20 protein-coding genes are annotated in these 23,498 nt (G+C 64.6%); 3 read left to right on the forward strand and 17 right to left on the reverse strand.

From position 1 onward, the window contains the following. The first annotated feature begins 18 nt into the window (after positions 1 to 18). From LJX93_RS15020 to LJX93_RS15030, 3 genes are all read left to right on the forward strand, one after another. Complete coding sequence (locus tag LJX93_RS15020) at positions 19 to 1,299, forward strand: hypothetical protein (protein ID WP_033698353.1); 1,281 nt, start codon at positions 19 to 21, stop codon at positions 1,297 to 1,299. A gap of 137 nt (positions 1,300 to 1,436) precedes the next feature. Then, positions 1,437 to 3,638: an LTA synthase family protein gene (locus LJX93_RS15025; RefSeq protein ID WP_033698354.1), complete on the forward strand. Its 2,202-nt coding sequence runs from the start codon at positions 1,437 to 1,439 to the stop codon at positions 3,636 to 3,638. Positions 3,639 to 3,734: 96 nt separating this feature from the next. Then, entirely contained in the window at positions 3,735 to 4,463 is a 729-nt protein-coding gene (locus tag LJX93_RS15030) for a DUF899 domain-containing protein (protein ID WP_033698355.1), read from the forward strand. Positions 4,464 to 4,495: 32 nt separating this feature from the next. Here LJX93_RS15030 and ureG read toward each other — a convergent pair whose 3' ends face one another. The 17 genes from ureG to LJX93_RS15115 all read right to left on the reverse strand — a co-directional run bounded on the left by ureG (position 4,496) and on the right by LJX93_RS15115 (position 23,492). Beyond that, positions 4,496 to 5,119, reverse strand: a complete 624-nt coding sequence (gene ureG, locus LJX93_RS15035) for an urease accessory protein UreG (protein WP_033698357.1) — start codon at positions 5,117 to 5,119, stop codon at positions 4,496 to 4,498. A gap of 11 nt (positions 5,120 to 5,130) precedes the next feature. Further along, a complete protein-coding gene (locus tag LJX93_RS15040; protein WP_033698359.1) occupies positions 5,131 to 5,805 on the reverse strand; it encodes an urease accessory protein UreF in 675 nt (224 codons plus the stop codon). Beyond that, complete coding sequence (locus tag LJX93_RS15045) at positions 5,805 to 6,350, reverse strand: HupE/UreJ family protein (RefSeq protein ID WP_033698361.1); 546 nt, start codon at positions 6,348 to 6,350, stop codon at positions 5,805 to 5,807. Before LJX93_RS15045 ends, LJX93_RS15040 begins: the two co-directional genes overlap by 1 nt. An 18-nt stretch (positions 6,351 to 6,368) precedes the next feature. Beyond that, on the reverse strand, positions 6,369 to 6,866 hold the full coding sequence (gene ureE / locus LJX93_RS15050) for an urease accessory protein UreE (RefSeq protein WP_033698363.1): 498 nt from the start codon (positions 6,864 to 6,866) through the stop codon (positions 6,369 to 6,371). 10 nt (positions 6,867 to 6,876) lie between these two features. Continuing rightward, a complete protein-coding gene (ureC, locus tag LJX93_RS15055; RefSeq protein WP_033698365.1) occupies positions 6,877 to 8,580 on the reverse strand; it encodes an urease subunit alpha in 1,704 nt (567 codons plus the stop codon). Beyond that, positions 8,577 to 8,894 carry an urease subunit beta gene (locus LJX93_RS15060; RefSeq protein ID WP_033698367.1) on the reverse strand — a complete coding sequence of 106 codons (318 nt, stop codon included), beginning with the start codon at positions 8,892 to 8,894 and terminating at the stop codon, positions 8,577 to 8,579. The genes ureC and LJX93_RS15060 overlap by 4 nt, the downstream gene beginning before the upstream one ends. 19 nt (positions 8,895 to 8,913) lie before the next feature. Further along, positions 8,914 to 9,216, reverse strand: coding sequence for an urease subunit gamma (locus LJX93_RS15065; protein WP_033698369.1), 303 nt, complete (start codon positions 9,214 to 9,216; stop codon positions 8,914 to 8,916). A 10-nt stretch (positions 9,217 to 9,226) separates the two neighbouring features. Then, complete coding sequence (locus LJX93_RS15070) at positions 9,227 to 10,060, reverse strand: urease accessory protein UreD (protein ID WP_033698371.1); 834 nt, start codon at positions 10,058 to 10,060, stop codon at positions 9,227 to 9,229. A gap of 242 nt (positions 10,061 to 10,302) precedes the next feature. Next, on the reverse strand, positions 10,303 to 11,217 hold the full coding sequence (gene xerC / locus LJX93_RS15075) for a tyrosine recombinase XerC (RefSeq protein WP_033698373.1): 915 nt from the start codon (positions 11,215 to 11,217) through the stop codon (positions 10,303 to 10,305). A gap of 198 nt (positions 11,218 to 11,415) precedes the next feature. Beyond that, entirely contained in the window at positions 11,416 to 13,677 is a 2,262-nt protein-coding gene (locus LJX93_RS15080; RefSeq protein WP_227696137.1) for an ATP-dependent DNA helicase, read from the reverse strand. Further along, positions 13,674 to 15,323 carry a VRR-NUC domain-containing protein gene (locus LJX93_RS15085; protein ID WP_033698377.1) on the reverse strand — a complete coding sequence of 550 codons (1,650 nt, stop codon included), beginning with the start codon at positions 15,321 to 15,323 and terminating at the stop codon, positions 13,674 to 13,676. Before LJX93_RS15085 ends, LJX93_RS15080 begins: the two co-directional genes overlap by 4 nt. Positions 15,324 to 15,466: 143 nt before the next feature. After that, on the reverse strand, positions 15,467 to 16,774 hold the full coding sequence (locus tag LJX93_RS15090; protein ID WP_050506068.1) for an MFS transporter: 1,308 nt from the start codon (positions 16,772 to 16,774) through the stop codon (positions 15,467 to 15,469). A 99-nt stretch (positions 16,775 to 16,873) separates the two neighbouring features. After that, positions 16,874 to 18,091: a fumarylacetoacetate hydrolase family protein gene (locus LJX93_RS15095; protein WP_033700101.1), complete on the reverse strand. Its 1,218-nt coding sequence runs from the start codon at positions 18,089 to 18,091 to the stop codon at positions 16,874 to 16,876. A gap of 26 nt (positions 18,092 to 18,117) precedes the next feature. Beyond that, complete coding sequence (locus LJX93_RS15100; protein WP_033698379.1) at positions 18,118 to 19,188, reverse strand: Ldh family oxidoreductase; 1,071 nt, start codon at positions 19,186 to 19,188, stop codon at positions 18,118 to 18,120. Between the two features lie 16 nt (positions 19,189 to 19,204). Beyond that, a complete protein-coding gene (locus LJX93_RS15105) occupies positions 19,205 to 20,785 on the reverse strand; it encodes an aldehyde dehydrogenase (NADP(+)) (RefSeq protein WP_033698381.1) in 1,581 nt (526 codons plus the stop codon). 35 nt (positions 20,786 to 20,820) lie between these two features. Continuing rightward, complete coding sequence (locus LJX93_RS15110) at positions 20,821 to 22,362, reverse strand: UxaA family hydrolase (RefSeq protein ID WP_033698382.1); 1,542 nt, start codon at positions 22,360 to 22,362, stop codon at positions 20,821 to 20,823. Between the two features lie 164 nt (positions 22,363 to 22,526). Beyond that, complete coding sequence (locus LJX93_RS15115) at positions 22,527 to 23,492, reverse strand: LysR family transcriptional regulator (protein ID WP_033698384.1); 966 nt, start codon at positions 23,490 to 23,492, stop codon at positions 22,527 to 22,529. Between the last annotated feature and the right edge of the window lie 6 nt (positions 23,493 to 23,498).

Below are 23,498 nucleotides of genomic sequence, written 5' to 3' on the forward strand. Positions count from 1 at the left end.
GGAAGGGACGGCAAATCCATGCACCGATCGTTAACGTTCAGAGCTTTTGTCTGTTTGGCTACCTTGGCCCCGGCCACCTCCCTTTATGCAGCAGCAGACCCACAGGTCGAAGCGCTGAAACAAGAACTGATGGCGTTGAAACAGCGCTACGAAGCACAGCAGCAAGCGTTGATGGTGCTTGAACAGCGCGTTCGCCAGGTCGAGGAAGCGCCTGCGGCGCCGCCCCCCAAACGCCTGACCCGCTCCCCGGCCGAAACGGTCAAAGGTGGCCAGACCGTCGCTGCAGGGGCGCCGGGCACCACCGGTAGCTCCTACGGCCAATCACTCAAGGAAGACGCCGAGCCCGCACAGAGTGTGTCCAACCTGTACGACGAGGCCAGCGGCTTCTTCGGTGGCGGCAAGTTCAGCTTCGAAACCGGCGTTACCTACACCCATTACGATACCCGCGCACTGGTGCTCAATGGCTTTCTGGCACTGGATTCGATTTTCCTCGGCAACATCAACCTCGACCGTATCAAGGCCGACAACTGGACCCTGGACATGACCGCCCGCTATAACCTGGCGCAGCGTTGGCAGTTCGACATCAACGTCCCGGTGGTCTACCGCGAATCGACCTACTCATCAGGCGGTGCAGGCGGTGCGGCCCCGGTTACCAGCGACGAAACCGTCACCCGTGACCCGGAAATCGGCGATATCAACGTGGGCGTTGCCTACAAATTCATGGACGAATCAGAAAACTGGCCCGATGCGGTGGCGACACTGCGGATCAAGGCGCCAACCGGCAAGGACCCCTACGGCATCAAGCTGCGCGAGGTGCCAGGCAACGACAACTTGTCGGTACCGGAAAGCCTGCCCACAGGCAACGGCGTCTGGGCGATCACGCCGGGCATCTCGCTGGTCAAGACCTTCGACCCCGCCGTACTTTTCGGCAGCCTGTCCTACACCTACAACATGGAGGACTCGTTCAGCGACATCAGCCCCCAGGTCAACAGCAAGGTGCCGGGTGACGTGAAGCTCGGTGACTCCTGGCAGATCGGCGCCGGTATCGCCTTTGCCTTGAACGAGAAGATGAGCATGTCGTTCTCCTTCTCCGACCAGTTTGCCCGCAAGAGCAAGATCAAGCCAGATGGCGGCGACTGGCAGTCGATCAGCAACAGTGACTACAACGCGGCCAACTTCAACATCGGCATGACCTTTGCTGCCAGTGACAACCTGACCATCGTCCCCAACCTATCCATTGGCCTGACCGACGATGCCCCAGACTTCTCCTTCAGCCTCAAATTCCCCTACTACTTCTGACCTGAACCCACCAGCCGGGCCTGCGCAAGCGCGCCCGCTTTTGGTTACCAGCCTTGTAGTGGCCCGCCTTCCCTGGCCCAGCCTGTTATCATTCAGCACAGATGTATGACGATTTAATGGCTAAAGGGAAGTTTTCTGTGAAGAACCTGTTCGACCACCCACGCACCCGGCTTGTCGCTTTGACGGGCCTGGTGCTGGTGATCCCACTGGGTACGCGCGCCATGCTGGGTTGGTCCAACCCGCTCGGCTATCTGTCCGACCTCGCCCTCGGCAGCCTGCTGGTCTTGCTGCTGCACCGCCGGCCGTGGTGGCTGGCCTTACCGGTGTTGCTGGCCTGGGCCGCACTCTGGGTGGCTTCGGCCGAGCTGGTAAGCGCGGTGGGCAGGTTGCCCACCAGCGCCGACCTCGGTTACCTCGCCGACCCACAATTCATGGAGAATTCCACCGGCGGCGGCCTCGCCCACGGCTGGTTGCCGGGCGTGTTGGCGGTCGGCCTGCTGGCCTGGCTGCTCAGTGTCTGGGGCAGCCGCAGCCAACCTGCCCCTGCCCTGCCGCGCAAGGCCTGGGCAGTCCCGCTGCTGCTGTTTGGTGCGCACTGGGGCAGCCAGCACCTGCTGCCCTCCGACGCCGACCAATGGCGGCAGTACAACCTCTCCCATCAGTTGCTGTCTGCCGGCGTCGGTAACCTGCAGCGCCAGGTACAGGGCTGGATGGGCCACGAACAGGTGATCACGCCGTTGGCCAGCAGCGGCCTGACCCAGTCCGACCTGCACGGCCAGAAGCTGCTCAAGGTGCCGGGCAGCGCCCGCAACCTGCTGGTGATCACCGTCGAAGGCATCCCCGGGGCCTACATTCGCCCAAACCGCCAGGCACTGCACAGCCGTTTCAACGAAGACCTTATGCCAAAGCTCAGCCGCTGGGCCGAGCGTGGCATGAACACCCCGGACTACGTGTTGCATACCCACCAGACCATCCGTGGCCTCTACGCGATGCTCTGCGGTGACTACGACAAACTGGCCAACGGTACACCCAAGGGTGTCGAACTGCTGACCCAGAACGAACGTAACCAGGCCTGCCTGCCGGCGCAATTGCGCCAGGCCGGGTTCACCACCCACTACCTGCAGGGTGCCGGCCTGCGCTTCATGGCCAAGGACCGCATCATGCCGCACATCGGCTTCGACTCGGTGCATGGCCTGGAATGGTTCCGTAACAAGAACTACCTGGACTTCCCGTGGGGCAAAGACGACCGTGCCTTCTTCGAAGGCGCCCTGGACTACGTCGGCCAGCTTCGAAAACAGGACAAACCCTGGATGCTGACCTTGCTCACCGTCGGCACCCACCAGCCCTATTCGGCACCGGCCGACTACCTTGAGCGCTACGACACGCCCAAGCAGGCTGCGGTCGCCTACCTGGACGACGCGATCGGCGCGTTTCTCGACAACCTCGAACGCCAGGGTGTGCTCAAGGACACCTTGGTGGTGGTGACCTCCGACGAGTCCCACGGCATCGACGGTGTGCGCCTGGCGTCGTCCTGGGGCTTCAACCTCACCCTGGCACCGGAGCAGGCGCAACTGCCGCACATCAAGCGTGGCACCTATGGCCATATCGACCTGACCACCTCCCTGCTCGACTACTTCGCCTTGCCGATCCCGGTCGCGCTGGGCGGGCGCTCGCTGTACCGCGACTACGACTCGGGCCGCGAAATGATCTCCTACACCAACGGCATGCTGCGCTACCACAACGGCCAGGGGGTGTTCACCGAGTGCGACTTCCAGCAGCGTTGCCGGCGCTATGCCAGTGAAGGCTTCATCGCCGACCAGGCGCGCTACCTCGGCCCTGGTGACAACATGCTCGGCCAGCAAATCGTAAGCCTGGCCGGGGTACTCGACCAGTCGCTGCTGCAAACGCCGCTCAACCTGCGCTACCAGTTTGGCGGCCCTTCGCCGATCCAGCTGCGCAAGCGCATTCACGATGACTGGGCCGACAACCTGATCGGTGCCCAGTACCTGGAGATGCCCGAGGGCTCGCATACCCGTGTACGGGTCAAGGTACGTTCACTGGACCCGCGACGTGCGGCCTACATCAAGCTCAAGGCCAAGCAACTGGAACAGGACGTGCCATTGGGGCTGCCCGAAGAGATTCGGGTGACGGCGGACCAGCCGCTGGAAATGGAGTTCGGCTTCGACAATCCGACCGAGCGCAAGGCGTTTTCCTTCCATTTGCTGGGCTACGGCGGCGGTGCGGTCGAGGTCAGTGACTTCAGCGTGATTACCGCATTGCCCGGGGAAGACAACGTGCAGGACGAACTGGCCGAAGGGCATATCGCGCATTCGGGCTGACGGCAAGCCCACCGTTCATCGCTCGGCCATCGCTGCCTGTCGATCCGGCCGAGCGCTGCTCGACTAGTGCTGAAACCCTTTCGCGGAGTCAGCGCCATGAGCACGCATGAAAACAGGCATGAGGTGGTATCCCGCAGCCAGTGGCTGGCCGCACGCCGGCAACTGTGGCTGCACGAAAAAGCCTTCACCCATCATCGCGACGCGTTGGCCGCAGCCCGTCGCGCCCTGCCCTGGGTCAAGGTCGAACAACCCTATCGCTTCCAAGGCCCCGCGGGCGAGCTGAGCCTGACTCAGCTGTTCGCTGGCCGCAGCCAACTGCTGCTCTATCACTTCATGTTTGTCGAGGGTTGGGATGAAGGTTGCCCAGGCTGCTCGTTCCTGGCCGACCATTTTGACGGCGCCAACCTGCACCTGGCGCATCACGACGTGTCACTGGTGGCCGTGTCGCGGGCACCCTACGCTGAATTCCAATCCTTCCGCCAACGCATGGGCTGGCAGTTTCCCTGGTATTCGTCAGCGGGCAGCGGCTTCAACGAGGACTTTGGGGTCAGCGTTGGCAGCGAAGGCCCTCGGCAGTACAACTATGAGCCCTACGCCGGCAGTGAAAGCGAGCTGCCAGGGCTGAGCGCGTTTTATCGGGACGATGACGGCAGCGTATACCACACCTACTCGACCTATGCCCGTGGGTTGGACATTCTGGTCAATACCTACAACTTTCTCGACATCGCGCCATTGGGGCGCAATGAAGCCGGGACCATGGACTGGGTACGGCACCATGATCGCTATGAAGGGCAGCCTGGCACGGCGCATTGCTGTCACGATTGAGTGTTGGGGCCGCAAAGCGGCCCCCTGTATTTTCAGCCCCGCACGCCAAGCATGCCGCGTTCGATGATGAAATCGATCACCGCCTGCAAGCCCTCACCCTTCTTGAGGTTGCTGAAGGTCCAGGGCCGCTGCGGGCGCATGCGCTGGGTATCGCGCTCCATCACTTCCAGCGAAGCGCCGACATACGGCGCGAGGTCGGTCTTGTTGATCACCAGAAAGTCGGACTTGGTAATGCCAGGCCCGCCCTTGCGCGGGATCTTTTCACCCTCGGCAACATCGATCACGTAGATGGTCAGGTCGGCCAGCTCCGGGCTGAACGTGGCACTTAGGTTGTCGCCACCGCTCTCCACGAAGATCACTTCAAGGTTACCGAACTTGCGTGCCAGGGCTTCCACCGCCGCCAGGTTCATCGAGGCATCTTCGCGTATCGCCGTGTGCGGGCAACCGCCGGTTTCCACGCCAACAATGCGCTCGGGCTCAAGGGCGCCGGCTTCGGTGAGGATGCGCTGGTCTTCCTTGGTGTAGATATCGTTGGTCACTACGGCGATCTGGTAATGATCGCGCATGGCCTTGCACAGGGCTTCGAGCAGCGCGGTCTTGCCAGAGCCGACCGGGCCGCCGACACCGACGCGCAGGGGTTGTTGATAGCTTTGCATGAAGGCAGTCCTCAGGAGCGGAACAAACGGGTGTATTGGGTTTCATGACGCGATGAAGCGATTGCCAACAATGGCAGGCCGCCACCGAGCTGGTCATCGCTCAGGGCCAGGGCATGGTCGAGCACAGCAGGCAGCGCTTGGCCAAGGTCGCGGAGCAAGGTTTGCGCCGCCTGCTGGCCGAACGGCACCAGCTTGACCCCGGCCATGACCGCGCCCTCCAGCCAGGCAAAACCAAGGCCCAACGCCAACTGGCGCAGCGGGATCGACCAGTGCGCGCCAAGCCAGGCCATGCCGCCCAGTTGTGTGAGTTCAAGGCTGGCCCGCCAGGCCGGCGCCTGCCCCAGTTGCCAGCCATCGAGCAGGCGCGCCAGCGCCGAACCGCGTTGCTGTTCTTCCAGGCGCAGCTCGGCGGTTTCGCGGTTGGCCAGCAGAAAGCGGCTCCAGTGGCTGAACGCATCGGCATCTGCGCCCTGGCAGGCCTGATACAGGCGCGCCAGCACGGGCCAGTCGATGCAGCCCAGGGTGTCGTGCAGTTGCTCGCGTTGCCAGGCGCTGAAGCTGCCGATATCCCGTACCCAGCCCGCTTCGACCGCCCACTCAAGGCCTTGCGAGTAGGTGAACCCACCCACTGGCAAACCTGGGCTGGCCAGTTGCAGCAGGCGCAGCAGCGCCAGCTCGCCGTCCATCAACCGGCCAGTACCAGTGCGGCGCCGGCCAGCAGGCCACCACCAAAGGCTTTTTGCAGGCCGCTGTGGCGGCGCAACAGGCAACCGACCGCGAACCCGGCCGCCAGCAGCAGGCCACTGACCGCCACAAAGCCCGCACTGAACTGCCAGAACGCGCTGGGCGTGGCCTCTACGCCATGCGCCCAACCGTGGAACAAGGCGAACACCGGCATGGCCAGCGCCAGCAACAGCTGGCGGCTGGGCAGCAACAGGGCGCCTGCAGCCACCAGCAACGACACGCTGATCATTGCCTCCATGCCCAGCACATCGCCAAACAGATGGCCGCACACCGCACCCGCGAACATCGCCGCCAGGGTTGCCAAAGGCAACGCCAGGTTGCGTCGGGTCAGCGCGGCGAGCACGCCGGTGCCCAGCAGCATCAGCAGGTGATCGAGGCCGGTCAGCGGGTGCAACAGGCCATCCTGCAAGGGGTTGTTGTCGTGGCCCGGGTGGGCGAAGGCCGGCAGGGCCAGCATCAGCAGAAACAGGGCGAAAGTCTTTTTCATCGGTTGCTCCAGGGCAGTTCAGGAATGGGCAGGCAGGCGCACGAACGGGTGATCGTGGCCATGGCTGTGGCTATGCGGTGCGCTCTGGTAGGCGCCGGCCTCGGGCTCGAACGGCGCCTGCTCGGTGACCACCGTCAGGCCCAGGCCACGCAGCATGTCGTCGAGCACATAGTCGTGCTGGTAGCGCAACAGGCCAGGCTCGATCTGCAGCGGTACATGGCGATTGCCCAGGTGGTAGGCCGCGCGCGCAAGCAAGTGCGGGTCGGCGCAACGCACCGTCGAGACCGTCTCGGGCGCGGCCAGCACCCGGATAACCTGGCCACCGTCGGCATCGGCCAACAGTTCACCGCCGCGCAGCAAGTGACCGCGCGCGAGCATCAGCCCGGCGTCGCGGCCATCGTCCAGGGTCACCCGCAAACGGCTCTTGATGCGGCTGTCCACATCCAGGGTGACGGTGCCGGTAACGGTTTCGGGAAGCGCGCCAAGCGCGGTGATCCGGCGATTAAGGACTATCATCTGTGCTCCTTCAGAACAGAAAGTAACGCTGGGCCAGCGGCAGTTCGCGGGCCGGTTCGCAGACCAGCAGTTCGCCATCGGCACGCACCTGGTAGGTTTGCGCATCGACTTCGATGACCGGCTGCAAGGTGTTGTGGACCATGTCGGCCTTGCGCACGCGCCTGCAGCCATGGGCCACGCCAATCAGGCTGCGCAGGTTCAGCGCCTGGGCCAGGCCGCGGTCCATGGCGGTCTGGGGCAAAAACGTCATGCGCGTGGCATGGCGCGCCGCCCCCAGCGCGCCGAACATCGGCCGGTAATGCACCGGCTGCGGCGTAGGGATCGAGCCATTGATATCGCCCATGGGCGCGGTGACGATCATCCCGCCCTTGATCACCAACGCGGGCTTGACCGCGAAAAAGGCCGGCGCCCACAGCACCAGGTCGGCCAGCTTGCCCACCTCCACCGAGCCCACCTCATGGGCAATGCCGTGGGTCAGCGCCGGGTTGAGGGTGTATTTGGCGATGTAGCGCTTGACCCGGAAGTTGTCGCTGTAGCTGCTGTCGGGGGCCAGTGGCCCACGGCGCAGTTTCATCTGGTGGGCTACCTGCCAGGTACGCAGCACCACCTCGCCGACCCGGCCCATGGCCTGCGAGTCGGACGAGGTCATGGCGAAGGCGCCCATGTCGTGGAGGATGTCTTCGGCAGCGATGGTTTCGCGGCGGATGCGCGACTCGGCGAACGCCACATCCTCGGCGATGCTCGGGTCCAGGTGGTGGCAGACCATGAGCATGTCCAGGTGTTCGTCGACCGTGTTGATGGTGTACGGCAAGGTCGGGTTGGTAGAGGACGGCAGCACGTTGGCCTGCCCTGCAGCGCGGATGATGTCCGGCGCATGGCCGCCGCCAGCGCCCTCGGTGTGGAAGGTATGGATGGTGCGGTCACCGATGGCCGCCAGGGTGTCTTCGATGCAACCGGACTCGTTGAGGGTGTCGGTGTGGATCGCCACCTGGATGTCCATCTCCTCGGCCACGCCCAGGCAACAGTCGATGGCCGCCGGGGTCGAGCCCCAGTCCTCGTGCAGCTTCAGGCCCACGGCACCGGCGGCGATCTGCTCGCGCAACGCCTCGGGGCGCGACGCATTGCCTTTGCCCAACAAGCCGATGTTGATCGGCAGGCTGTCGGCCGCCTGGAGCATGCGCGCCAGGTACCACGGCCCGGGCGTACAGGTGGTGGCATTGGTGCCGGTGGCCGGCCCCGTGCCGCCGCCAATGAAGGTGGTTACGCCGCTGGTGAGTGCCTCCTCCACCTGCTGCGGGCAGATGAAATGGATGTGCGAATCGATACCGCCGGCCGTGACGATCTTGCCTTCAGCAGCAATCACTTCGGTACCCGGGCCAACCGGTACAGTGACACCCGGTTGCACATCGGGGTTGCCGGCCTTGCCAATCGCGGCAATGCGCCCGTGCTTGACGCCGATGTCGGCCTTGACGATCCCCCAGTGGTCGATGATCAACGCGTTGGTCAGCACCAGGTCCATGGCCTCAGCCGCCAGCATCTGGCCCTGCCCCATGCCGTCACGGATGACCTTGCCACCGCCAAACTTGACCTCTTCGCCATACACCGTGAAGTCTTTCTCGACCTCGACCCACAGCGCGGTATCGGCCAGGCGCACGCGGTCGCCGACGGTAGGGCCGAACATGTCGGCATAGGCGCGACGGGAAATACGGCTCATACCCTGCCCTCCAGTGCGCCCATCACCTTGCCCTGGAAGCCATACACCTCACGTTTGCCGGCATAGGCCACCAGTTGCACGGTGCGGGCCTGGCCCGGTTCGAAGCGCACGGCGGTGCCGGCCGGGATGTCCAGGCGAAAGCCCAGGGTGGGCGCACGTTCGAACACCAGTGCGTCGTTGACTTCGTAGAAGTGATAGTGCGAGCCGACCTGCACCGGTCGGTCGCCATGGTTGGCCACACGGACGCTCACCGTCGCGCGGCCGTTGTTGAGTTCGATGTCGCCGGCGGCGACCTGGATTTCACCTGGGATCATGCGGGGCTCCTGGCCGGGTTCAGACGATGGGGTCATGCACGGTCACCAGCTTGGTGCCATCCGGGAAGGTCGCCTCGACCTGCACGTCGTGGATCATTTCGGCGATGCCTGGCATGACCTGCTCACGGTTCAGCACTTCGCGGCCCAGGCTCATCAGCTCGGCCACCGTGCGGCCATCACGGGCGCCTTCGAGCACGGCGGCACTGATCAGCGCCACCGCTTCCGGGTAGTTGAGTTTCAGGCCGCGGGCCAGGCGCCGCTCCGCCAGCAGCGCGGCGGTGAACAGCAGCAGTTTGTCTTTCTCTCTCGGGGTCAGCTCCATGGCGCTTCTCTCAGGTAGCCCAGATACGCGGCGGGCAAGCAGGCAGGCCGATAACGGCCGGGCGCAGGACATGCCACAGGCGTTGCAAGGTGTGTTGCAGGTGTTGGTTGTCGTGGTCGAGCAGGCGGATCACCAGCAGCGACCCAAGCAAGGTCGCCCCAGCGGGGTTGTCCAGTTCGTCGAGCAAGGCCCGGACGTGCTCCAGCAGTGCGGGGTCGGCCGGGGTGGCGCAGAAGGTGGCCAGCAGCGGATGGCCGGCGAGCTTGTCCAGTTGCCCGCCTTCGATGCGCAGCCGTTCGTACAGGCCGGGGTCGTCGGGCATTTCGATGTGCAAGCGGCTGTCGAGGGCGCCGTGATCGAAGCGTTCGTTCATGACCGGGCGGCCCAGGCACAAGGTTTCCCAGGCCAGCAACCGGGCGCCCGGCGCCAGGGTGAAACGGCTGTCGAGGCTGGCGCGGGCACCGGCGAAGAAGATGCTGTCCTGGGGCAACCATTCCAGAGTGCTGTCGGCGCCCAGGTGAAAGCGCTGGGCCAAGCGCGCGGTCGGGCCGATGCTGCGGTAGAACTTGCTGGCGCCAGGCATGGTCAGCAACGCATGGCTGCCAGGCTCAAGGTGGATATCCAACTCCAGCCGGTCGCCGGCGACGATGCCACCAGGCGGGTGCAGCACATACACATGGCACGGCGCCCCCTCAGGATAGAAAGGCCGCTGCACCAAAAGAGGTCCGAAATGCCGCCGCGCACCAAGGCGGGTCACATCGTCGCGTCGGCTAAAACGCAACTGCAGGTAGGCGCTCCAGCCCGCATCGTCTTGCTGTTGTTCGATCTGCTCCGCGAGCGACATCCTGCGGCCCCTGAAATCCGTGACCTGACGGCCGTTTAGAGGGTCAGGCAGGCGGCACTGAAGCGCTGCCAGCCTGACCACTCGATCAAATTCTCAGGCTGGATATAGCAGGTTGCGGGCCAACTACGCAGGTGAACCAAGATGAAACCGTCAGCGCAGCCGCTCTGGCATCGGGCACACGGGGCTACGGCGCACAAAGCGGGGGCGCGCGCAGGCCCTGTTTCGGTGCCGGGCCAGCGGTTTCAGTAGTCGAAGCGGTCTACGGCCCGCCGGCGTTCGTTGTCATCGCGGCGGTCGTAACTGGCAGTGGTCTGGATATTGGCATGGTGCGCGAGCTTCTGGGCAATCGACAGGTCGTGCTCTTCGATCACCCGGGTGATGAACGCACGGCGAAAATCATGAGGCATGATCTTCACGCCAACCTGCGCACCCCGCTGGCGGGCAATGTAATAGATCGCATGCTTGGTGATGCGTGCGCGGGTAATGTGATTGCCGCGGCGAATGCGGTTGAACAGAAATGGGTCGTCGGATGCGCCCTCCGGCAAGTCATCGCGGCGCAGGTCCAGCCACGCCTGCAGCTTTTCGAACGCCCAAGGTGGCGCGTACTTAATCAGCTGCCGGTTGCCCTTGCCCAGCACCTGCAGGCTGCGGGCTTCGAAGTCTACCTGGCTCAGGTCGATGTCCACCGACTCCGACTTGCGCATACCGGTGCCATACAGCAAGGCGATGATCGCCGCGTCGCGCACGCCTTGCGGCCGGGGATCGGCGGCGCACACCTCCATCAACTCGCGGATCAAGCTGCGGCGCAGGTTGCGCCCCGGTGGCAGGCGGCTGCCGGTGGCGGGCTTGACCTCGCGAATCCTCAGCAACTGTTCGTGGTCGATCAGGCCCTGGCGCCACGCCTCGTTCATCACCCCGCGTATTGCATTCACATACAGCGACGAACTGTTAGGGGCATAGCCATCTTCACGCAACGCAGCCACCAGGGCGATCACATGGCCAGGGTCGAGCCGGTGCCACGGCACATCGACGATATTGCAGTCGGCAAAGCCCAGCCGGTCAGCGGCGTCCTGAAGGATGTAGCGCATGGTTTGCTGGCTGGAGGGGGCCAGGCGGGCCATGTACTGCAGCAGGGGGTTTTTCGAGAAATCGGTCACAACGTGAATCCTGTAGCGACGCTTGGACCGGTACGGGGACAGGCACAGCGCTAAGCGAGTCGGTGCATGGCCATCAACTTGATATTCAAGGAGATGTGCGAAGGTTGGGGGCGTGATCTTACCCCAATTGACAGCCGCTGAATGAAAGAAGGACTGCCGGCTAGTGTGGTGTTTCATTGGCACTTCTGAAACACCACACTAGTTAATAGCCGTCTGCCACCATCCGGGAAACATCTGCTGCACCCGCGCCTCGGCGAAGCGTTCGTCGATCAGCACCAGCACGCCTTGGTCCTGATCCCCGCGTATGACCCTGCCCGCCGCCTGAATGACCTTGCGCACGCCTGGGTACAGATAGGCATAGTCAAAACCGGCGCCAAACTGGCGCCCCAGGCGCTGCTTGAACTGTTCGTTGACGGGGTTGACCTGGGGCAGGCCGAGCGTGGCGACAAACGCCCCGATCAACCGCGTGCCGGGTAAATCCACCCCTTCCCCAAACGCTCCGCCCAGCACCGCAAAGCCAACGCCGCAGCCGTCCAGCACAAAACGATCGAGAAATGCCTGACGCGCCGCTTCGTCCATGCCCGCCGCTTGGGCCCAGTGGGGAATGTGGCCGTAACGCTCAGCCAACAAAGCGGCCACTTGCTGCAAGTATTCGAAGCTGCTGAAAAACGCCAGGTAGTTGCCGGGCTTGCGCTGATACTGCTCGGCGATCAGTTCGACAATCGGTGCCAGCGAGGCGTGGCGCTCACGATAACGGGTCGACACCTGGCTGGCGATGTGCACTTCGAGCTGCTCGGCGCGGAACGGCGCCGCCACTTCCAGCCAGGCCGTGTTGGCCGGCATGCCGAGCAGGTCACTGTAGAAATGCCGTGGGCTCAGCGTGGCGGAAAACAGCGTTACGCTGCGCGCCGCCTGTATGCGAGGCGCCAACAGCCGCGCCGGGGTGATATTGCGCAGGCACAGGGTCGCCAGCCGCCGCTTGCGCAGGCTGTCGCGCACGGTAATGTCGAAGATGAAATGCTCGTCGAACAGTTCAGCGACCCGACTGAATTGCAACGCCAGGTAGAAAAACTGCAGCACCTGCGCATCCACCTCGGCAGGTGCCTGATTCAAGCGCTCCTGAATCAGCCCGATGCATTGCTGCAAGGCACGCAAGAAGGCATCCGGCAACTGCTCGCTGGCCTGATACGGCGCCCGCTGCTCTTTGTACAACGCGTTCCACTGCCGGTTGAGGCGGTCCAGCGCACTGCTCAACCCTTGTGGCTTGCTCTGGCGCAAGGCAAGCAACTGGCCTTGATCCAGGCTGGCGCTGTACATGCCGCGACCGCGCTCGACCAGGTTGTGCGCTTCGTCCACCAGCACCGCCACCCGCCATTGGTTGGCCTGGGCCAGGCTGAACAGCAAGGCATGGGCATCGAAGTAATAGTTGTAATCGGCCACCACCAGGTCCACCCAGCGGGCCATTTCCTGGCCTAAGTAGTACGGACATACCTGATGCGCCAAGGCCACTTCGCGCAGCTGGGCACGGTCCAGCAAGGGCAACCCTGCCGCCGCCTCGCGGGCAGCGGGCAGGCGGTCGTAGAAACCCTGCGCCAAGGGGCAGGACTCGCCATGGCAGGCCTTGTCGGGGTGCTCGCAGGCCTTGTCACGGGCAATCAGCTCCAGGGTGCGCAAGGCCGGTTGCGGTGTGGCATCGGTAATCTGGCGCATGGCATCGAGGGCCAGCGCCCGGCCCGGTGTCTTGGCGGTGAGGAAGAACACTTTGTCGAGTTGCTGCGGCACCATCGCCTTGAGCAACGGAAACAAGGTACCCAGCGTCTTGCCGATGCCGGTACTGGCCTGCGCCATCAGGCAGCGGCCTGTGCTCACCGCCTTGTACAGGGTCTCGGCCAACTGGCGCTGGCCCTGGCGGAACTGTGCATAGGGGAAGCCCAGGGCCTGCAGACCGCGGTCGCGCTCGGCCAGGCGCTGTTGCTGATGCTCGGCCCAGCGCAGAAAGCGCCGGCACTGGGTCTCGAAGAAGGCTTGCAGCTCGGCAGCACTGTGGTGCTCGCTGATCAGCGTCTGGCCGTCACTGTCCACGTCCAGGTACACCAAAGCCACATCGATGGCCGGCAATTGCCGCGCCTGGCACATCAGCCAGGCATAAACCTTGGCCTGCGCCCAGTGCAGCTGACGATGGTTGGCCGGCTGGCGCGCGAGGTCGCCGCGGTAGGTCTTGATCTCTTCCAGGCGATTGCAGCTGGGGTCGTAACCGTCGGCGCGGCCTCGCACCCTGAGGCTTTCGAACTGGCCTTCGAGGGCAACTTCCGACTCATAGTCGGCGGCGCGCCGCGCCACCACCCGCCGATGCCCTTCCATGCCCTCCTGGGCGGTGGGCGATGGGGTAAAGCGCAGGTCCAGGTCGCCGACCTTGGCACTGAACTCGCACAAGGCGCGCACGGCTACGCTGTAGCTCACGCCGCCTCGCTCCAGCGCACATGGCACACCGCAACGGGCAGGCCCTGCGCACGGCAGAACTCCAGCCAGCGCAACTGGTTGTCTTGCAGGCGGTCGCCCGGCCCCTTGACCTCGACCATGCGATAACCACCCTGGTCGGGCCAGAACTGGATCAGGTCGGGCATGCCGGCGCGGTTGTTGCGGATGTCCTGCAACAGCCGCAGGAAGCATTGCTTCAGATGGGCGGGCGGCAGGCAGGCCAGCGCCTGTTCAAGCAAGGTTTCGCTGAGCATGGGCCAGAACACGAACGGCGACTGCAGGCCTTGCTTGGCGGCATAGCAGTCGAGAATAGCCTGGCGATGGCTGCCATCGTCCAACCGCCCCAGGCAGCGCTCGAACTGGGCACTGCGCCGTTGCTGGAAGTCGCTGTCGTGCAAGTCCTGGGGGGCGGCCTGAAACGGGTTGAAGAACGCGCCCGGTACCGGCGCGAAAATCGCTTCCCAGCACAACAGGCCGAACAGGCTGTTGAACAACGTGTTTTCCACGTAATGAACCTGCCCTCCGGCCTCGGCCAAGTGTTGGCGCACGGCCTCCTCGACGCCCAAGGCGGCGTGCTCACGGGGCAGCTCCAATTCGATCAGTTGCAGTTGCGCTGCGCGCTGGCGCCGTTGCGGCGGCCCGCCGAGCTTGCGCGCCAGGCGCGGCAGCATGCGTTCGAGCGCCTGCACCTCCAGCGCGTTGGCCGGGGCCGCAGCCAGTTGCAGGGCAAGCGCATGTGCCTGTGGCCACTGTTCGCTGCGCTCCAGCACGCGTACCTGGCGGATACGCGCCTGGGCATGGCTGCACTGGCCATATACGGCCATGGCTTGGTCCCAGTCACCCTGGCGTTCGCATTGCTGGCCCAGGGCGAACAGCAGGCGGGCATGGCGCCGGGCCAACCAGGGGTTGTCACTGTGCAGCCCTGTCATCGCGCCGAGGATCGACAGCGGCTCGTCACCTTGCTCCAGCCGCTCGGCGCACTGGTGCAAGGCCATGGCCAGGTCGACCTCGGCGCGATGGCGCAGGGCCCGCGAATCGCTGCTGAAAGGCACGCGCTCGTAGCGCAACAAGCCAAGGTCGGCGAGTACGAAGTCCGACCAGTCCTGGTACAGGTTGCCGAAGAACAACAGGCGCATGCGGTCACACAACGGTTGCAGGCACCACTGGAAGATGCGCACGTCGCTGTCGGCAAACCACTGCGTCAACGGCCGGGGCGCGAGCCCCAGGGGTTGCAGCTGTGCGAGCAGGTCGTGCTTGGCGGCCCGTGGGCGGCTCAACTGCCCGGCGAAGCACTGCGCCAGCTCGTCCTTGCGCAGCATGGTGAACAGCTGTTCCAGCGCCAATTGTGCAGGCTCCCGCACCCATCCCAAGGCCTGCAGCGGCTGCAAGGCCTGCTCGGTATCGCCGACTTCGGCGTACACAAGCTTGTCACTGCGAAACAGCTCGCCCTTGCGCATGACCATACGCACCATCAGGGCCTGGGCGCGGCTGTCCAATTGGGCAAAGGCCTGGATGAACGCCAGCTCCTGCTCGTCGAGCAGGTCGTCATAGCGCTGTTCGACCCATGACAGCACCTGGCGAAAGTTGTGCAGGTAATAGAACGGGTCGTCGACGGAATGGGCAATCACGGGGCAAGGTCGGGCAGTGGAGAATGGATACTGGTTATACATACAGATCGACGGACCTGGCAATAGCCGTAGGTCCGTTCTGTTGTATGGGGGGCGGGCTTGCGTCGCGAAAGGCCGCCCCACAGGGATCTGCGCCCGATCGATTACTCGGTCACACCTGCCAGTGTCCCCGACTCGACCTTGGCACTGCCGATCGGCGCCTTCAGCAGCAGGAAGTAGGCCACCGCCGAGCACAGCGCCACGATCGCGCTGATCATGAACGCCGTGTTGAACGAGCCCGAGTACTGAATGCTGAAGCCGGTGACGATCGGTGCTACGGAGCCTGCAATGTAGCCGCCGAAGTTCTGGATCGAGCCGAATGACGCCACCCGCGGGCTGTCGACGATGGTGTTGACGATCATCCAGGCGGTGGCACTGGCCATGTTGATGCTGAACAGCGCCAGGCACAGCAGGATCACGCAGCCGGTCAGGCCGCTGACGTAGGACAACGGCAGAGTGAACAGCGCGGCCAGCACCAGGCCGGTGATGACGCTGAACTTGCGGCTGCCAAGGATGCTCATGCCCCGCTTGACCAGCAGGTCGCAGAAGCGCCCGGCTACGATCGTGCCCGCCGCGCCGAAGCCATAGGCCAGCGACACCACCCAGGCAGTCTTGTACAGGTCCAGCCCGTGCTCACGTTCGAAGTAACCGGGCAACCAGGTCAGGTGCAGCCAGAGCATGTAGATCACGCCCATGAAGCCCAGTACCGCTCCCCAGGTGCTGCGGTGCTTGAACAGGTCGAGCCAGCCCGCGAAGTACGAAGGCTTCGCCGCCTGCGGGATGGCCGTGGCTGGCGATTGCTTGTGCGCGTTCGGCAGCGGTTTGCCTTCGGCGGCGAGCTCGGCCAGGTACTGCGCCTTGCTCTTGTAGAAGGTCAGCCAGCACAGCGCCAGCACCACGCCGATCAGGCCGGTAATGATGAACATGCCACGCCAGCCGAAATTGACCATGAACAGGGTCAGCAAGGGCGGCGCCAGGCATGGGCCCAGGCAGGTCGAGGACCAGACGATGCCAGTCGGGGTACCGCGTTCATTGGCATCGAACCATTCGGACAAGGCCTTGGCCGCCGACGGGAACATCGGCGCCTCGCCAATCCCCAGTAACACACGCAGGCCCATGAAGCCGGCAAAGCTGTTGACCATGCCGAAAGTGGCCTGGGCCACCGACCAGGCCAGCAACGAGGCGCCCAGGGCGATCTTGCTGCCCAGGCGGTCGATGATCATGCCCATCGGCAACTGGGCAAAGGCGTAGGCGATGGAAAACGCCGACAACAGAATGCCCATCTGCGAGGGGCTGATCATCATGTCTTTCTGGATCGAGGTGTTGGCGATCGACAGCGCGCTGCGGTCCAGGTAGTTGACGATGCCGATCAACAGCAGGAACACGACGGTGAGGCGCTGATACTTCTTCATAGGGTTCATTGGGTGGCCTTTATTATTATTGTTGCAGCGCCTTCAGCGCCTTGGCGGTCCATCTATCCTGTTGCGTTCATCCCTGGGGCACGGCAGCCGTCAAGGTTGGCGTGCCTTCACCGCTGCTTCGAGCAGGCCGCGCCGGCTCAGGCTGTCGATCAGCGCGCGCAGGCCGAAGCCCCATTGCGGCGCCTGGTCGCTGGTGGTCACACGGTTGCACAAGGTACCCAGTTGCGCGTTGCTGATGGCGACCAGGTCGCCTGGCTTGTGGGTGAAGCCGTTGCCGGGCTGGTCGCGGTCCTGCTTGGGGGCGAACAGAGTACCGAGAAACAGCACCAGCCCGTCGGGGTACTGGTGGTTTTCGTTGAGGGTCTGCTGCACCAGGTCTTGCGGGTCACGGCTGATCTGGCGCATGGAGCTGCGGCCAGAAAGGATGAAGCCGTCCTGGCCTTCGACACGCAAGTCCACTTCGGCGTTACGCACATCGTCCAGGCCAAAGCTTTCATCGAACAGGCGCAGCAATGGCCCCAGCGCGGTGGAGGCGTTGTTGTCCTTGGCCTTGGACAGCAGCAAGGCACTGCGCCCCTCGAAGTCGCGCAGGTTGACATCGTTACCCAGCATGGCGCCCTTGATGCTGCCGTCGCTCGATACCGCCAGCACCACTTCCGGTTCCGGGTTGTTCCAGCTGGAATTGGGGTGGATGCCGATGTCGGCGCCATGCCCGACCGCCGACAGCGGCTGCGCCTTGGTGAACACTTCGGCGTCTGGGCCAATGCCCACTTCCAGGTATTGCGACCAAAGGCCCTGCTCCACCAGCACCTTGCGCAGCGCTTCGGCCTGGGCAGAACCCGGGATGATCTGCGAGAGGTCCGCACCGATGCGGCTGGCCAGGGTGTCGCGGATGGCATCGGCCTTGGCCGGGTCGCCCTTGGCCTGCTCTTCCACAACCCGCTCCAGCAGGCTGGCGGCAAAGGTCACACCGGCGGCCTTGACCGCTTGCAGGTCGATCGGCGCCAGCAGCCAGGGCAAACGTGCGTCACGCTGGCTGGGGTCGCTGTTGCGCAGCAACGCCGGCAGAGCGATCAACGCCTCGGGCAACGGCAGCGCGCGCAGATAAGCAACCGGGTCGGCCACTTCGAGCAAGGCCGAAACGGTCGCTACATGGGCGCTGATATCGTGCACGGCGCCCGCCTTGACCAGCACCACGGCGGGGCCCTGATCGGGCAGCCAGACCCGGCCGACCCAGGTGCCGCTGTCGAACACGGCGATGTCGTGGCTTAGTTGCAGCGGGGGCGTGGCATTCGATTGGTCGGTCATGTGGGTACCCTTGTTGTCATTGTCATTCATTGAGCCAGCGCCTGTGAAAGTGGCGCCAGTTGCAACTGCCCAGCCAACTGGTCGAGGTCATCGAGCACGTGCGCCGACAGGTTCATCCCCTCCTCCAGCGCGTGTCGGCGCAAGGCCAGGCCGGCCTGGCCTGGCAGGCGTACCGGGCGTTCGGGGTCTACCGGGCGGCTGGCGAGGACCAATTGGCCGAGGAAGCTGGTTTCGTCGGTGAATGCTTGCAGGCCGCCGAAAAAGCGCGGGTCGATGACCACGGCGGTGGCCGACGCGCCCCACTGGTCCGGGGCGTCCTTGCGGCCATGGCCGGCCAGCCCCGAGGTCAGCGCCTCGACCAGAATCGCCAAGGCAAAGCCCTTGTGACCAAAGGCCTGGCCGCCCAGCGGCAGGATGCTGCCCTGCGGCTGGCTGAAGAAGTCGCGCGGGTCATCGCTCAGTTGGCCGTCGTTGCTCATCAGCACCGGGTGCGGCAGCTTGCTGCCGGCATCACGGCACTGGCCGACCAGGCCCAGGGTCACGGTGGACATGCTCACATCCAGCAGGATCGGCTCGCCCTGGGTCGGTATGCCGGCGGCAATCGGGTTGGGCGTGAACACCGGGTCGACCCCGCCATGGGCACAGACCAGCCCCACCGACGGGTCCGACGAATACACCAGGGCCACCAGGCCACGGTCGGTGTAGGGTTTCAGGTACGCTGCCAGGCAGCCGATGTGCGCGGCCCGGCGCACCACAGCAATGCCGATGCCCTGTGCACTGGCCCCTGTGGCCGCGCAGTCGAGGGCGCGGCTGACGCAGTACGGGCCGAGCAGGTAATGGCCGTCGAACAGGCTGGAGACCCCGCTGTCCGACACCTGCTCCAGCACCTGGGCTTGCGCCTTGACCTGCCCGCTGAGCATACCGCCGATATAGCGGCTGACCAGGTTCAGGCCATGGGTGCGATGGCCCAGCAATTCGCCTTCGAGCAGCACCTGGGTCACCACTTGGGCGACCTCGGCATCGGCACCTGCCTTTTCGAACAGTTGCTCGACGAAAGCAGTGATTACCTGCACGTCGTAGCGTCTGGTTTGAGTCATGCCTGGCACTCCACGATCAGTTCAGGGCCGCGCGGCTTGGCTTGCCATCGACCAGGCGCTGGATGCCCAGCGGGTTGGCGTTCTGCAAGGCGGCGGGCAGCAAGGCATCCGGCACGTTCTGGTAGCACACCGGGCGCAGGAAGCGGTCGATGGCCAGGGTGCCGACCGAGGTGCCACGGGCGTCCGAAGTGGCCGGATACGGGCCACCGTGCACCATCGCATCGCACACCTCGACCCCGGTGGGGTAGCCGTTGAGCAGAACGCGACCGACTTTCTCTTCCAACGCACCGAGCAGATGGCCGTAGCCCGCGAGGTCCGCATCGTCCGCCAGCAGCGTGGCGGTCAATTGCCCGCGCAAGGCTGCGACCGCACGCAGCAGCTCGGCGTCGTCGGCTACCTGAACCACTACCGTGCAAGGGCCGAACACTTCTTCCTGAAGCAGCTCGTCCTGCTCCAGCAGCAGGCTGACATCGGCCTCGAACAGGTGCGGCTGGGCCTGATTACCCTGTTGCGCCAGGCCACTCAACCGCTTCACCCCCGGGTGGGCAGCCAAGGCCTGCAGGCCTTTGCCGTAGCTGTTCAAGGTGCCGGCGTTGAGCATGGTCTGTGGCGCTTGGTCAGCCATGTGCCCGGCCAATTGCTCGATGAAAGCATTGAACGCCGGTGAGCGAATGCCCAGGACCAAGCCCGGGTTGGTGCAGAACTGGCCACAGCCCTGCACCACCGAAGCGGTGAGTTCCTTGGCCAGTTGCGCGCCGCGGTTGGCCAAGGCCTGAGGCAGTACCAGCACCGGGTTGATACTCGACATTTCGGCGAATACCGGGATCGGCTGTGGCCTTGCCGCCGCCATGTCGCACAGCGCACGCCCGCCCTTGAGCGAACCGGTGAAGCCCACTGCCTGGATGCCAGGGTGCTTGACCAATGCCTCGCCAACGCCGCCACCGAAGATCATGTTGAACACACCGGCCGGCATGCCGGTGCGTTCAGCGGCCCGGATCACGGCCTCGGCGACCCGCTCGGCGGTGGCCATATGGCCGCTGTGGGCCTTGAAAACGACCGGGCAACCGGCCGCCAGGGCCGCTGCGGTGTCACCCCCCGCCGTGGAGAACGCCAGGGGGAAGTTGCTAGCCCCAAATACCGCCACCGGGCCTACGCCAATGCGGTACTGGCGCAAATCAGGCCGTGGCAGAGGCGTACGGGCAGGCAGTGCCTGGTCGATGCGGGCGCCATAGAAGTCACCCCGGCGCAGCACCTGGGCGAACAGGCGCATCTGCCCGCTGGTACGGCCGCGCTCGCCGAGGATACGGGCCGTTGGCAGGGCCGTTTCCTGGCAGGTCAAGGCGATGAAGTCTTCACCGAGGGCGTCGAGCTCGTCGGCAATGGCCTCCAGGAACTCGGCGCGGCGCACGGATGCCAGGTTGCGAAACAGCGGGAAGGCCGCAGAGGCAGCATTTACGGCGTTGTCGACCTCGGCCAGGGTAGCCTGGTGGAAAGCGACCGGCAGGCGTTCACCGGTGTGGGCATCGACGCTGTAGACCAGGGTCTGGCCCTGAGCGCTGCGCTGGCCGGCAATGAAGTTGTATCCGCTAACGTGCATAGGGGTTGCCTCAAAAATCAGGAATGGGCTGTCGATCAGGTCACGGCGCCGATCTGCCAGGGCACGAACTCGTTCTGCCCGTAGCCGTGCTGTTCGCTTTTGCTGCGCGCGCCGGACGCGATGCGCAGCATCTGTTCGAAGATGTACGCGCCGCGCTCTTCGATGCTGGTGGAGCCATCGGCGATGCCACCGCAGTTGACGTCCATGTCTTCTTCCTGGTGCTCGAACACCCGGTTGTTGGTCGCCAGCTTGATGGACGGTGCCGGCGCGCAGCCGTAGGCCGAGCCGCGGCCGGTGGTGAAGGCGATCAGGTTGGCGCCGCCGGCGACTTGGCCAGTGGCCGAGACCGGGTCGTAGCCCGGCGTGTCCATGAACACCAGGCCCTGGGCCCGCACCGCTTCTGCGTACTGGTAGACATCGACCAGGTTACTGGAACCGGCCTTGGCCACCGCGCCCAGCGACTTCTCGAGGATGGTGGTGAGGCCACCGGCCTTGTTGCCGGCCGAAGGGTTGTTGTTCAGTTCGGCATTCATGCGCTGGCAGTAGTCTTCCCACCAGTGGATGCGGGCGACCAGCTTCTCGCCCACCTCACGGCTGACCGCGCGACGGGTCAGCAGGTGCTCCGCGCCATAGATTTCAGGTGTTTCGGAAAGGATCGCCGTACCACCGGCGGCCACCAGTCGGTCAACGGCATTGCCCAACGCCGGGTTGGCGGTGATCCCCGAGTAGCCATCGGACCCACCACATTGCAGGCCAACGATCAGGTGGCGCGCACTGACCGGCTCGCGCTGCACCTGGTTGGCCTCGGCCAGCAGCCCCTTGACCTGCTCGATGCCGGCGGCGATGGTCTTCGAGGTGCCACCGATGCCTTGGATGGTAAAGGCGCGCAACTGGGTGCTGGTGGTCAGCCCCTGGGTTTCGAGCAGGCTTTCGATCTGGTTGGTTTCACAGCCAAGGCCGATGATCAGCACGGCAGCGAAATTGGCGTGTACGGCGTAACCCGCCAGGGTGCGACGCAACAAGCCCAGCGCCTCGCCAGAGGGGTCGACCGCGCAACCGGCGCCGTGGGTCAATGCCACCACGCCATCGATATTGGGGTAGTCGGCCAAGGCTGCGGGGTGAATGTCGCGGCGAAAGTGGTCGGCCACGGCCCGGGCCACGGTCGCCGAGCAGTTCACCGAGGTGAGAATGCCAATGTAGTTGCGGGTGGCCACCCGCCCATCGGCACGCACGATGCCCTCGAACACCGCCTCGCGGCTCGGCGTGCTGCGGGCATCGACGCCAAAGGCGTAGTCACGGGCGAAATCGCCCATCTGCACGTTGTGGACGTGTACATGGTCGCCAGCGTCGATGGGCTGGGACGCAAAACCGATGATCTGGCCATAGCGGCGCAGGGGCTGGCCCTGTTCCACACGCTGCGTGGCCACTTTGTGCCCCGAGGGGATCGCCTGGCGCACGGTGATCGCCTCGGCGTCCAGGTGCAGGCCTTCAGGCAAGGCCTGGCGGGCGATAAGGACGTTGTCCAGCGGGTTGAGGCGGATGACGGCAAGGTCACCGGATCGGGCAATCAGTTGCATGGGACCTCTCAGGGCGGTGCTGCTGACTTCTTGTTATGGCGACGCCCGTTCGATGCCGGGCGAATCTGCGACCACTGTAAGAAGCCTTGCGCAACATTCCCAATGAGATGATCCGATCACGCGATAACCCTGGGTTATCGATACCGCCTGTCAGTGGTCATTTATCAATCGCTTGGCACCCCTGGCGCGTCACGCCGTTGCTGCGCGAAGTCGAGCAGAATGTCGACGAACTCCCGGGCCGACGGGGTCAGCGGCTCGTCCTTGCGGGTGACGATGCCGTATTCCAGTGCCGGTAAGTGCAAGGGGCTTTGCAACTCCTTGAACTGGCCGCTGTTCAGTTGCGCGGCGACCATTGACCTGGGCAGCATGGCGATCATCGGGCCGGACTGCAGCAACTGCAGGAACATCGGCATCGAAATGGTCTCGACGCTGTCCGCCGGCGTGGCAATGCCGGCAACCCTGAACGCCTGCTCCAGGCGGTTGCGGATCGGCGTACCCACGGGGTACAGCACCCATGGCCAGTCACCCAGGGCCTCCAACGGGGTGCTGGCAAGGGCATTGAGCGGGTGGCGGCTGTTGACCACCAGGCTGAAGGGCTCGGGCTCCAGGGGCTGATAATCGAACAACTGGCTGAAGCGCTCTTCGGTGAAGCGGCCGATCATGATATCGAGCTTGTTCTGCTCCAGCATGGCCAGCAGATGGTCACTGGAGTGCTCCACCACCTCGATCGACAGCAACGGGCTGCGCGCCTTGATGGCGGCAATCGCCTGGGGCAGCACCACGGGGGTAGCCGCGAAGATACCGCCAACCCGGATAAACCCATGCCCGCCTTTGCGCAGCCGGTTGACCTGGTCGACGAACTGCTGCGAGTCGGCCAGCACCCCCTGGGCGTAGCGCACCACGTACTCGCCAAGCTCGGTAGGCGGCATGCTGCGTGGCAGGCGCTCGAACAAAGCAAAGCCGAACTGCTCTTCCAGGTCCCGCAGCATCTTGCTCAGGGCAGGTTGGCTGAGGTTCATGCGGGTGGCGGTGGCGTGCATGTTGCGAGTACGTGCCAGGGTGTCGATCAGCACCAGGTGCTTGAAGCGGACCCAGTTGCAGAAGCTGGAATGGGTAATGTCCGACGGCATCAGAGG

It is taken from the genome of Pseudomonas sp. HN2-3 (assembly GCF_020691745.1).
GTDB classification, from domain to species: Bacteria; Pseudomonadota; Gammaproteobacteria; order Pseudomonadales; family Pseudomonadaceae; genus Aquipseudomonas; species Aquipseudomonas capeferrum.